The 12,429-nt window shown below is 57.8% G+C and carries 10 protein-coding genes and 1 pseudogene; 8 read left to right on the forward strand and 3 right to left on the reverse strand.

Going from position 1 to position 12,429, the window contains the following annotated elements:
- Positions 1-60: 60 nt before the first annotated feature.
- From AC07W4_RS23735 to AC07W4_RS23755, 5 genes and pseudogenes are all read left to right on the forward strand, one after another.
- Positions 61-1,089: pseudogene (locus AC07W4_RS23735) on the forward strand (RHS repeat domain-containing protein); the annotation flags it as partial.
- An 81-nt stretch (positions 1,090-1,170) separates the two neighbouring features.
- Positions 1,171-1,470: an HNH endonuclease gene (locus AC07W4_RS23740; RefSeq protein ID WP_495034219.1), complete on the forward strand. Its 300-nt coding sequence runs from the start codon at positions 1,171-1,173 to the stop codon at positions 1,468-1,470.
- 14 nt (positions 1,471-1,484) lie between these two features.
- Positions 1,485-1,790, forward strand: coding sequence for a hypothetical protein (locus tag AC07W4_RS23745; RefSeq protein ID WP_495034211.1), 306 nt, complete (start codon positions 1,485-1,487; stop codon positions 1,788-1,790).
- Between the two features lie 178 nt (positions 1,791-1,968).
- A complete protein-coding gene (locus AC07W4_RS23750) occupies positions 1,969-2,949 on the forward strand; it encodes a YiiG family protein (protein ID WP_495034212.1) in 981 nt (326 codons plus the stop codon).
- Positions 2,950-3,040: 91 nt separating this feature from the next.
- Positions 3,041-3,928 (forward strand): hypothetical protein, encoded by an 888-nt coding sequence (locus AC07W4_RS23755; protein ID WP_495034213.1) that lies wholly within the window; start codon positions 3,041-3,043, stop codon positions 3,926-3,928.
- 87 nt (positions 3,929-4,015) lie between these two features.
- Here the strand turns inward: AC07W4_RS23755 and AC07W4_RS23760 are convergent, their stop codons facing one another.
- From AC07W4_RS23760 to AC07W4_RS23770, 3 genes are all read right to left on the reverse strand, one after another.
- Complete coding sequence (locus AC07W4_RS23760) at positions 4,016-4,495, reverse strand: phage infection protein (RefSeq protein WP_495034214.1); 480 nt, start codon at positions 4,493-4,495, stop codon at positions 4,016-4,018.
- Positions 4,496-4,744: 249 nt separating this feature from the next.
- Positions 4,745-5,377 carry a response regulator gene (locus AC07W4_RS23765; protein WP_495034215.1) on the reverse strand — a complete coding sequence of 211 codons (633 nt, stop codon included), beginning with the start codon at positions 5,375-5,377 and terminating at the stop codon, positions 4,745-4,747.
- An 8-nt stretch (positions 5,378-5,385) separates the two neighbouring features.
- Positions 5,386-6,756 carry a cache domain-containing protein gene (locus AC07W4_RS23770; RefSeq protein ID WP_495034216.1) on the reverse strand — a complete coding sequence of 457 codons (1,371 nt, stop codon included), beginning with the start codon at positions 6,754-6,756 and terminating at the stop codon, positions 5,386-5,388.
- 365 nt (positions 6,757-7,121) lie between these two features.
- On the opposite strand from AC07W4_RS23770, the gene AC07W4_RS23775 reads away from it, so the two are divergent.
- From AC07W4_RS23775 to katG, 3 genes are all read left to right on the forward strand, one after another.
- Entirely contained in the window at positions 7,122-9,179 is a 2,058-nt protein-coding gene (locus tag AC07W4_RS23775; protein WP_495034217.1) for a carbon starvation CstA family protein, read from the forward strand.
- Between the two features lie 2 nt (positions 9,180-9,181).
- A complete protein-coding gene (locus AC07W4_RS23780) occupies positions 9,182-9,379 on the forward strand; it encodes a YbdD/YjiX family protein (RefSeq protein ID WP_008051268.1) in 198 nt (65 codons plus the stop codon).
- A 524-nt stretch (positions 9,380-9,903) separates the two neighbouring features.
- Positions 9,904-12,108, forward strand: a complete 2,205-nt coding sequence (gene katG / locus AC07W4_RS23785; RefSeq protein WP_495034218.1) for a catalase/peroxidase HPI — start codon at positions 9,904-9,906, stop codon at positions 12,106-12,108.
- The last annotated feature ends 321 nt before the right edge of the window (positions 12,109-12,429 follow it).

Here is a 12,429-nt window from a genome sequence, read left to right on the forward strand (position 1 = left end):
TAGAGAGTCGCGTACTTTCAACCTCGACGGCCAACTCATAGCGCGGCGACCTGCCCCCCCAAGGGCACCCTCACCAGCTGCTTCGGTCACGACGCCCAGGGCCGCAAGGGCTGGCAGTTCGCCTCGCGCCTGCCGGCGGAAAAGCTCTCGCGCATCCACAACCCCGGCATCCAGCCCGACCTGCTGGTGGAGCACGCCTACAACCCGATCCACCGCCGTCACCAGTACGACCCGGCCGGCGAACTGACCCGCACCCTCGACAAACTGCGCGGCGAGATCAAGTACCAATACGAAGCCAACGGCCAGTTGCACAGCCGCGACACCGGTCAACTGATCGACAGCGAAGAATTCCGCTACGACGCCGCGGCGAACCGGCTGAACTTCAACACCAGCCAGTTTGACCACGTCAAGGACAACCGCCTCAAGCGCTGGCGGGATCAGGAATATGCCTACGATGCGTGGGGCAACCTGATTGAAAAACGCAGCGGGATGGGCACGCTGCAGACGTTTTGTTATGACTGTGAGAATCGGCTGGTCCGGGCTGAGACGTTGGTCAACGGCAAGCTCGTAAGTACCGGTTCGTATCGGTACGACAGCCTGGGGCGGCGGGTTGCCAAGGTTTCAGAGGTCAAGGGTCGGACCGAGCAGAAGCACTTTTTGTGGCAAGGCCTGCGCATGTTGCGGGAGGAACGTCCGGGGCGGAGCAGTCTGTACCTGTATGAGCCGGGGAGTTATGCGCCGTTGGCTCGGGTGGACCAGGCGGAGGGTGAAGAGCAGCAGCTTTACTACTTCCATACCGACCAGATTGGTACGCCGCTGGAGATGACGAACCGTGATGGGGAGATTGTCTGGCAGGCGACGTACAAGGCTTGGGGTTCGGTTGAGAAGCTGACGGTCAATGAAGTCGAGCAGAACCTACGGTTTCAGGGGCAGTATTTCGATGACGAGACGGGGCTGCACTACAACACGTTTCGGTACTACGATCCGGAGGTGGGGCGGTTTGTTACGCAGGATCCGATTGGGTTAATGGGGGGGGATAATCTATATCAATATGCGATTAATGCAGTACGTTGGATAGATCCGCTTGGCTGGTACAATGGAGAAGGCGTACGTGACTTAGGTAAATACCATGCTAGTCACGAACATACCCTGATGAAATCAGAGTTCAAAATGACAGATGTTGAGCACTTCAGTCGTGCCAATCAATCAGTATATGAGCGCGTTAAAGTTGACTATGAATTTAAAAAGACGTTGCAGTCGAAGTATCCTGGCGTTGTGGAGCATGTTCAGCCTCGGGTAGATGGTTCGTTCCGTGGCAGTTCTCCTCCGGGTATGACCTGGCATCATGGAGACAAGCCCGGATCGCTTCAGTTGGTTGATAGGCTAGATCATCAAACATATCACAAAATATACCATCCAGATGGCAAGGGTGGACGAAATAAATGGGGCGGTGGTACTGCCTGTCGATAATAAAGAGAGTTTTTATGAAAAAATATAATGGTTTTTCTGATCTTATTCTGAGTCTAGGACATCTACCTGCTGTTGGTTGGATCTTCGTCGACTCTACAGTTGATAGAGCATCGAAGGATGCTGTGAATTCTGCAGTTTTTTATGTGGCAGAAAATGATCTGGAGGAAATTGCGTGCGAAAAGTCTAAGCGTACGTTTGTCGAATGTCCTACTTTGCTGGATATTAAGGCTGTCGCGGATCGAAGCAAAATAAAGCCTGATTTAAATAAATATTTGGAGGCGACACTTTACTATCTTGAGAATGATGACTTTCAAGGCTAGTTGGTCGTTAAGTTTGTGATCTGTTGGTTTTACAGATCTTTGCGCGCTTTGCTATGGCGGTTTTTAACTACTAAGAGTGGTTGAAAGGGGCATGGGGCTGAAGGGTGTGCATAAGTTGTACTGAAAGGCGGTTTTGGGCGGGTGTAGATAGGTTTCTGTATCGCTAGGGAGAAGTAGCATGTATTCAAGGAATATGCTGACAGGGATGTTGATGTTGGTAGGGGTTTTTCTGAGCGGATGTGACAAGTCCGACAACACCCAAGACGTTGCAACCCACAATCAGGAGCATTTGGAGGAGCGGAACTCAAGCCAGGCAGAGATAGAAAAATACAATATTTATGTCGAGGCCGCGAACAGGGGTGGGGATTTTGCCAGCACGTTGGAGAAGCGTAAGGTCGAGTATTCGAAAACGCTCGCGTCAGGCAAGAAACTGACGAGTTATTACATGTTCAGTGGTTATGACATCAGCGTTTTGCAAGATAACCTTAACAGAGCATTGGAACTCTCGTACCCAATGCCAGAGTTGGATGAGCCTGCGAAAGGCATGCTTGTGGCGCTCGCAAAACTGCAGCCTATTCACGCAGAACTCGCCAACTATGCCAATTCCAAGGGATACCTGGCCGATGACGGGAAAAAAGCCAGGGAAATGGAGCCATTGCTGAATGCAGCCTTGGAGGGTGTTGCCGTTGAGCAGGCGAAATTCTATGACGGTATTAGCAAGCGCGACGAAGTCAATATTCAAACAGCCTTTGATAGCGCCGAGAAAGACAGCCTGGGTTATTACCGTGCAGGCATCGTGCTTTACGCCAAGCAGTCAGTACGATTGTCTGGTGATTTTTTCCGGTCATCTGGTGCGGAAGAAACTGCCAAACCTTTTGAAGACAGTCTGAATAAGACCGCCCAGATGATCGAGGGTTGGGACAAGAAGGGCCGAGCCCAGACGCCTGCTCTCAAGTGCAGTGTCCTGCTCAGTAATTTGAACGGTTTTGTCGGTAAAGGGCGTGAAGCGATCAGCACGGCGAGAAACGGTGGCTACAAGCCTGATGAACAACGACAAATGATGTGGAAAATGAATAGTCCCATCGAGCGAGATGCTAAAACTTTCGGGCAGTCATTTGACTCTGTGATCAATGGGCTGAACCGTACAACCTGTATCTGAAGGACCGCAGTGGAATCGACAGTGTATTCGCAGACACCCCTCTGGAATACGGTGTTTTTTTACAATCAACTACTAGGGAAGTACCCACCTCATGCAGCAATCACCCACACCTGCTTCAACGGTGACAGGTCAACTGATCTCCACCTTCCACCACGGCAAGGGCTTTCTGGTCTTCATGCTGTTGTTCGCAATCGTCTTGTTGGGCCTGGCGGGATTTGTGTTGTACCTGGGGACCATGCTGCCGACGGGCAGTTCCGGGGCGAACACCAGTCGTGGTTCCAGCCCGCAGTTGCTGATCTATTCCGTCAGTGGCTTGCTGGTCGTCATTTCGGCAGTCCTGTTCGGACTTTATGCGTGGCATAAAAAGTTGCGCGGGACCCATTATGAGGTTTACGAGCACGGGATTGTTGCTGTCAGTGGAAAGCAGCAACAATTTACGGCGTTTGCTGAAGTAGAAGACCTGTATCTGTTCGGCTCGGGGCAAACGGCATTCACTGGCCTGATCACCAACCTGGCGTACCGTCGTAATGAAAGCGAGCCATTTCATCGCGTCATCGATTCGCTGAAAGGCTTTCAGGACTTTCAGCAACTGGTGCGCGAGTTGCACGTCCGCGAGCGTCTGCCGGTTGTGATGAACAAACTTGAGTCTGGCGGAGCAGTGACTTTCAAGTATGTGCCGACCGGGCAGGTCTGGCGCAAGCGAATCGCAGGGGACTTCCTGAATGTCGTCACTCAAACAATTATTGTGACACGCGAGTTTCTGGAAGTTGACGGACGTAAAGTCCCGGTGTCGACCCTTGCTTCAGTCGATTTGAATGCCTGGAGCGAGAAGGTCACTCTGAAAGACGAGGCGGGGAATCAGGTTCTATCAACGGTGTGCACCGGCATCATGAGCCATGACCTGTTCCTCACGACGCTGGATGTGTTGCTGGATGCTCAACGGGCAAGCAGCGGTGAGACTGTCGAGAGCCTGACCTGAGAATCCCAGGGCACCGTCAGGCTGAGCAATACAAAAAAACCGGCTGATCAGGCCGGTTTTTTTGAGGGCGGTGGTAGAGCAACGTATTCAGGCGGTGCGATTCTGGATCAGACGATCCGAGCCACCTTCAGCGACGCGGTTCTGCAGCAGTTTGTCGGAACCACCTTCAGCGACGCGGTTCTGCAGCAGTTTGTCGGAGCCACCTTCAGCGACGCGGTTCTGCAGCAGTTTGTCGGAACCGCCTTCAGCGACGCGGTTCTGCAGCAGTTTGTCAGAGCCACCTTCAGCGACGCGGTTCTGCAGCAGTTTGTCGGAACCGCCTTCAGCGACGCGGTTCTGCAGCAGTTTGTCAGAGCCACCTTCGGCAACGCGATTCTGCACCAACTTGTCGGAACCATCGGCTGCAACACGGTTTTCGATCAGGCGATCGGAACCACCCTCGGCCACACGGCTTTCAATCAGACGATCCGAGCCGCCTTCAGCGACCACAGGTTGAGCAGAGTTTGCGGCGAAAGCGTTAACTGCGAAAACCGAGAAAGCGATGCTGAGGAGGGTCTGGCGTTTCATGATCGTGTGCTCCGGGGTGCTTATGGGTTGGTATGGAGCAGATGTTACGCCGTGGATTTTTTAAGAGAACTTCATTGAGTTGATGGTGACTATTGATGCAGTCAATGGATGATTCGGTGCCCCCCTTTGTGGGAGCGGGCTTGCTCGCGAAGGCGGTGTGTCATTCGATGTTGATGGTGACTGGTACAACGCCTTCGCGGGCAAGCCCGCTCCCACAGGTTTTTGTAGTGGCCACAGGGGGGCGGGGGGTTAGCGGGAAATGAGGCCGTGATCGATGGCGTATTTGACCAGCGCCGCCGGTTTGTCGATGTTGAGCTTGCGGCGGATGCTCAAGCGGTGTGTTTCCACCGTGCGCACGCTGATGTCCAGTTCCCGGGCCATTTCCTTGTTGTTCAAGCCTTGCGCCATCTTCGACAGCACCTGGCTTTCCCTCGGGGTCAGTTCGTTGTCGGTGTTCTTGTCGGCGATCAGCCGTTGGGCGATTTTCGCGCTGTAGAAGGTTCCGCCGCTGCTGATTGCTTCGATGGCGGCGATGATTTCCCGTGACGGGGCGTTCTTCAGCACATAGCCGCTGGCGCCGGAGCGCACCGATTCACTGACGTATTCGTAATTGTCGTACATGCTCAGCACCAGCACCTTGAGCGACGGGTACTGGCTGCGCAGTACACGGGTCAGTTCCAGGCCGTTCATGTCCGGCAGGCTGATGTCGACCAGCAGCAGGTCGGGCTGGCAGCGTCCGACCATCTCGATGGCGTCGGCGCCGTTTTCCGCTTCGCCGACCATTTCCAGGGGCGACATCACGGCCAGCAGCGCCTTGATGCCGTCGCGGACCAGGGAGTGATCGTCGACCAGGGCGACGCGGATCGGGGAGGGCAGGTTCATGCAAGGTTTCACTCTTGTAGTTTTGCACCAGGTTTCATCGGCAGCCGTACGTCCAGCTCGCTTCTGCCCGGCATCGAGATCAGATCGAAGCGCCCGCCAAAATGTTCGACGCGTTCGCGGATGTTACGCAAGCCAATGCCGGCCTGACGACGTTCGACCTGGGCGACGTTGAAACCGATGCCGTCATCGACCAGCGTCAGCCGCACGGACTCGTCGCAGCCGCGCAGTGTAATGGACACGTTCTTCGCCTGCGCGTGGCGTTCGATATTGGTCAGGCCTTCCTGGACGATGCGGAACAGTGACACAGCCGCGCCGTCGACCAGTTGGCAGTCGAATTCGTTTTCGTCATAGGTCACGGTCAGCCCGCTGCGTTGCTCGAACTCTGCGGCCAGTTGGCCGATGGCCGCCGGCAGGCCGAGGGTGTCGAGCAAGGATGAGCGCAGGTCATGGGAGAGGCTGCGGACTTCACCGATGGCATCGCCCAGGCGTTCGGTGGCGTCCTTCAAGGTGTTCAGGCCCTTGTCCTGGGCTTGTCCGCTTTCCAGCAGATGGCTGGCCAGTTCGAACTGGAACTTGATCGAGACCAACACCTGGCTGACGCCGTCGTGCAACTCGCGGGACACCCGCGATCGTTCCTCTTCCTGCAGGCTGACGATGCGCTGGGTCAGGCGCTGCAGTTTCTTGTCCGCCAGGCGATGCTCGCTGACGTTGAGGGTCATGCCGGTGGCGAACACGAACAGCACCGCGACCAGAGCGACCACGGCAATCGCCATCATGGTCTTGCGGATGCCCATGGCCACTTCGGCACGGGCCTGCTGGGTGGCGCGTTCGACGTCTTCGAGGTAGATGCCGGTGCCGAGCATCCAGCCCCAGCGATCGAGCATCACCACGTAGGCGAGCTTGTCGGTCACCTGGCCGGAGGAGGGTTTGTTCCAGGCGTAGCGTTGAAAGCCTTCACCCGACTGCGCGCTTTTGAGCAGCGCCTGGATCACCGGCAGGCCGTGGGGGTCTTTCATGTCCCACAGGTATTGGCCCACCAGTTCCGACTGGCGCGCATGCATCAGGCTGCGGCCTTCGTGGTCGTAGACGAAGAAGTAGCCGTTGATGCCGAAGCTGAGCTTGCGCAGTTCTTCGAGTACTTGTTGCTGGGCGTGGGCATCGCCGTGGCCGTCGTCGTACAGCGGGGCGATCAGGCTCTGGGCCATTTCCACGTAGTTTTTCAACTCCGCGCGCTTGCTCGCCAGAATGCTGTCTTCGATCAGTTGCGCCTGCTGGTCGCCGAGTTGGCGGTTGAGGGATATCACCAGCGCGCAGATGACCGCAATGGCCAGCACCAGCGGCAGAATCCCGAGGGCGACGATCTTGTGTTTGAGCTGCATGTTGACTCCTGCCCGCGCGAAGGCTCGGGATCATATGCCAAAGAGGCGTTCGGCCAGTAGCGTTGCTGGACGGAATGACTGACGGCCCGAATATCGGTCAGATGAAATGCAAAACCAATGTGGGAGCGGGCTTGCTCGCGAAGGCGGCGTGTCAGTCGCTACTAATGTTGAATGACACACCGCCTTCGCGAGCAAGCCCGCTCCCACAGGAGATCGGCGTCTACGTAGAACTACGTAGACGCCACGTACGTAGTAACGCGGATTTATTTGTGGACGGCATGCGCGGATATTGGGCCAGCTCCGCACCGCGGACACAATTATAAAAATTACCGCCGCAGTCACTGGCTGTCGGCAGGAGACACGCTATGCCCCGTCTGGCTAAACACCTCGCCTGGTTTGCCGTGGCTGTCCTGGGAGCGATTGCGCTGAGTGTCGTGGCCCTGCGCCGCGGCGAAGCGATCAACGCCCTGTGGATCGTAGTCGCAGCCGTCGCCATCTACCTTGTTGCCTACCGCTATTACAGCCTGTTCATCGCCAATAAAGTGATGCAGCTCGACCCCAATCGGGCCACTCCGGCTGTGCTCAATAACGATGGTCTGGACTATGTTCCGACCAACAAACACGTACTCTTCGGTCACCACTTCGCCGCCATTGCCGGCGCGGGGCCTTTGGTCGGTCCGGTATTGGCGGCGCAGATGGGCTACCTGCCCGGCACGCTGTGGCTGATTGCCGGTGTGGTGCTGGCCGGTGCCGTTCAGGACTTCATGGTCCTGTTCATGTCCACCCGCCGCAACGGCCGTTCCCTGGGCGACATGGTCCGCGAGGAAATGGGCCGCATCCCCGGTACCATCGCGCTGTTCGGCTGCTTCCTGATCATGATCATCATCCTCGCGGTGCTGGCGCTGATCGTGGTCAAAGCCCTGGCCGAGAGCCCGTGGGGGATTTTCACGGTGATGGCGACCATCCCGATCGCGATGTTCATGGGCATCTACATGCGCTACATCCGCCCGGGCCGCATCGGTGAGATCTCGGTGATCGGCGTGCTGTTGCTGCTGGGCTCGATCTGGCTCGGCGGACAGATCGCCGCGGATCCAGTGTGGGCCAAGGCCTTTACCTTTACCGGTATCCAGATCACCTGGATGCTGATCGGCTACGGTTTTGTCGCGGCGGTGTTGCCGGTGTGGCTGATCCTGGCGCCGCGTGACTACCTGTCGACCTTCCTGAAAATCGGCACCATCGTCGCCCTGGCCATCGGCATCCTGGTGACCATGCCCGAGCTGAAAATGCCGGCCCTGACCCAATTCATCGACGGCACGGGCCCGGTATGGAAGGGCGGTCTGTTCCCGTTCCTGTTCATCACCATTGCCTGTGGCGCGGTGTCGGGTTTCCATGCGCTGATCGCTTCCGGCACCACGCCGAAGTTGCTCGCCAGCGAGGGGCATGCCCGTTACATCGGTTACGGCGGAATGCTGATGGAATCCTTCGTGGCGATCATGGCCATGGTTGCCGCTTCGGTGATCGATCCGGGTGTGTACTTCGCCATGAACAGCCCGGCCGCTGTAGTCGGTGCCGATGCGGTGGCCGTCGCGCAAACCGTCAGCAGTTGGGGCTTTGCCATTACCCCGGAAGCCCTGCAAGCGGTGGCCCACGACATCGGTGAAACCACCATCCTGGCCCGTGCCGGCGGCGCGCCAACCCTGGCGGTCGGTATCGCGCAGATCCTGCACCACGTGTTGCCGGGCGAGAACACCATGGCGTTCTGGTACCACTTCGCGATCCTGTTCGAAGCGCTGTTCATCCTGACCGCGGTCGACGCCGGTACCCGCGCCGGGCGCTTCATGTTGCAGGACTTGCTCGGCTCCTTCGTCCCGGCGCTCAAACGCACCGAATCCTGGACCGCCAACCTGGTGGCCACCGCCGGTTGCGTGGCCATGTGGGGTTATCTGCTGTACCAGGGCGTGATCGATCCGTTGGGGGGCATCAACACCCTGTGGCCGTTGTTCGGTATCTCCAACCAGATGCTGGCCGGTATCGCCCTGATGCTCGGCACCGTGGTGCTGATCAAGATGAAGCGCCAGCGTTATGTCTGGGTCACCTTGCTGCCGGCAGTATGGCTGCTGATCTGCACCACCACCGCCGGCTTCATCAAGCTGTTCGACGCCAACCCGGCGATCGGTTTCCTGGCCCTGGCGAAGAAGTACAGCGATGCGCTGGCCAATGGTCAGGTGCTGGCCCCGGCCAAGAGCATCGACCAGATGCAGCACGTGATCTTCAACGCCTACACCAATGCAACGCTGACCGCTTTGTTCCTGTTCGTGGTGTTCAGCATCCTGTTCTTCGCGCTCAAGGTCGGCATTGCTGCCTGGGGTACCAAGGAACGCACGGACAAGGAAGCGCCATATCAAGCGCTGCCGGATGCCTGATCATGTTCAATGACCTGAGTCGCCTCGGTAAATACCTCGGTCAGGCCGCGCGCCTGATGGTCGGCATGCCCGACTACGACAACTACGTCGAACATATGCAGAGCAAGCACCCGGACAAACCGGTGATGGACTACGAGGCGTTCTTCCGCGAGCGCCAGGAAGCCCGTTACGGCAGTAAAGCCGGACCGAAGTGCTGTTGAGTGTCATAAAAAACCGGCTGAACAGCTAAACCCTTTGTAGCAGCTGCCGAGCCCGCGAGGCTGCGTTCGGCTGCGAAGCAGTCGTAAATCCAGCTGACACGGTATGCCTGACGTACCGCGATTACTGATTTTACGACTGCTTCGCAGCCGAACGCAGCCTCGCGGGCTCGGCAGCTGCTACGGATCGCATTAATTAGCCTGAAAGGCCGGTTTTTTGTTGAGTGCAGGAACGGCCTGGACATTTCGGGCCCCGTGGCAATCCGAATCGTCGCCACCACTTTTGTTCCGGGTCATGGAAGCATTGCCAACCTCCTGACTGATTTGAGCTGTTTATCAGCTATCTCCCCCAGATGGAGCGACAGTTTCTCCGTCCGGTACTTTAATGGATGGTCTGGAGCGACTGATCACTGGGCCGTCATAGCCTCAAGGCTATGGATCCCATACCGAAAAGCTATTTCTTCAATCGGTGATCCGGATCCACGCTTAAGGATGGTTAGCTGAAAACAAAATAAAGAGGAGATGCCATGTCAACTGAATCGAAATGCCCGTTCAATCACGCCGCTGGCGGTGGCACGACGAACCGCGACTGGTGGCCGAACCAACTGAACCTGAAGATCCTGAGTCAACACTCGCCCAAGTCTGACCCGTTGGGGGGCGACTTCAACTACGCCGAAGCCTACAAGAGCCTGGACTACCAGGCGCTGAAAAAAGACCTGACCGCATTGATGACCGATTCCCAGGATTGGTGGCCAGCGGACTTCGGTCACTATGGGCCTTTCTTTATCCGCATGTCCTGGCACGCCGCAGGCACCTATCGCACCGGTGACGGCCGGGGTGGCGCCGGCTCCGGCCAGCAACGCTTTGCACCGCTCAACAGCTGGCCCGACAACGTCAGCCTCGACAAGGCCCGTCGGCTGCTGTGGCCGATCAAGCAAAAGTACGGCAACAAAATCTCCTGGGCCGACCTGATCGTCCTCACCGGCAACGTTGCACTGGAATCCATGGGCTTCAAGACCTTTGGCTTTTCCGGTGGCCGCCCGGATGTCTGGGAACCGGACGAAGACGTCTACTGGGGCTCTGAAAGCACGTGGCTGGGTGGCGACGTGCGTTATGGCAAAGATGCCGGGCAAACTCCCGCAGAACGCAATCTGGAAACCCCGCTTGCCGCCGTGCAGATGGGCCTGATTTACGTAAACCCCGAAGGCCCTGAAGGCAACTCCGATCCGGTCGCCGCCGGGAAGGACATCCGTGAAACCTTTGCGCGCATGGCCATGAACGACGAGGAAACCGTCGCGCTGATCGCGGGCGGTCACGCCTTCGGTAAAACCCACGGTGCCGGTCCTGTCGATCATGTCGGACCCGAGCCCGAAGCCGCCGGCCTCGAACTGCAGGGCCTGGGCTGGAAGAGCACGTTCGGTACCGGTAGCGGTGCCGACGCCATCTCCAGCGGCCTGGAAGTGACCTGGACGACTACACCAACCCGGTGGAGCAACAATTACCTGGAAAACCTGTTCGGTTACGAATGGGAACTGACCAAGAGCCCGGCGGGGGCAAACCAGTGGAAGCCGAAAAACGGCGCTGGCGCCGGCACCATTCCGGATGCCTTTGATCCGTCCAGACGGCGTGATCCGACCATGCTGACCACGGACCTGTCGCTACGCTTCGACCCAATATACGAGCCGATTTCCCGGCGCTTCCTGGCCAATCCAGACCAGTTGGCCGACGCCTTCGCCCGCGCCTGGTACAAACTCATTCACCGTGACATGGGCCCGCTCTCACGCTACCTCGGCCCGGAAATGCCGAACGAAGAGCTGCTGTGGCAAGACCCGATCCCTGCTGTCGACCATCCACTGGTCAATGACAGCGATGTCGCCGTGCTCAAGGGCAAAATTGCGGCCTCGGGGCTGACAGTTTCGCAGCTGGTATCGACGGCCTGGGCGGCGGCTTCCTCTTTCCGTGGCTCCGACAAACGCGGTGGGGCCAACGGCGGGCGCTTGCGCCTGGAGCCGCAAAAGTCCTGGGAGGCCAACCAGCCAGAACAACTGGCCCGCGTGCTGACAAAACTCGAAAGCATCCAGAACGAGTTCAACAGTGGCGGCAAGAAAATCTCCCTGGCCGATCTGATCGTGCTCGCCGGTGGCGTGGGCGTGGAGCAGGCCGCGAAAAATGCCGGCCAAAGCGTGACGGTGCCTTTCACGCCAGGACGCATGGACGCCAGCCAGGAGCAGACCGATGTCGACTCCTTCGGTTTCCTTGAACCGATTGCCGACGGCTTCCGTAATTACCTGAAGCAACAGTACCGTGTGCCAGCGGAAAAACTGCTGATCGACAAGGCACAACTGCTGACGCTCAGCGCGCCGCAAATGACGGTATTGGTGGGTGGCTTGCGGGTGTTGAACACCAATGTCGGCCAGGGCAGGCACGGTGTGTTCACCACGCGTCCGGAGGCCTTGACCAACGACTTCTTCACCAATCTGCTCGATATGGGGGTGGAGTGGAAGCCGGTATCGGATGCCCAACAAGAGTTTGAAGGGCGTGATCGCAAGACCGGTGCCGTGAAGTGGACGGGCACCCGGGTTGACCTGGTCTTTGGTTCCAATGCGCAGTTGCGTGCGTTGGCCGAATTCTATGCAACCGCCGATGCGCAACAGAAGTTCGTCAAGGACTTCGTCGCTGCGTGGACCAAAGTGATGAATCTGGATCGTTTCGACTTGAACCGCACCGTCTAGAGGAGATGTTGTCATAACGCTGGCATTACCGGCAAAAAGTGCCTCGGCTCGCCCTCCGGCTCCTGCATCAGCGGAGGGCGTCCAGCGACCATGAATCTCGGCGATCATGGTCCGGTCCATTGCTGTCGACCTTGTACAAAAAGGACACGCTGTAGGCTAATAGCGCTAATGCGATCTGTAGCAGCTGCCGAGCCCGCGAGGCTGCGTTCGGCTGCGAAGCAGTCGTGAGTCCAGCTGACACGGTCTGCCTGACGTACCGCGATTACTGGTTTTACGACTGCTTCGCAGCCGAACGCAGCCTCGCGGGCTCGGCAGCTGCTA

This window comes from Pseudomonas sp. GW821-FHT02A08, assembly GCF_059422045.1.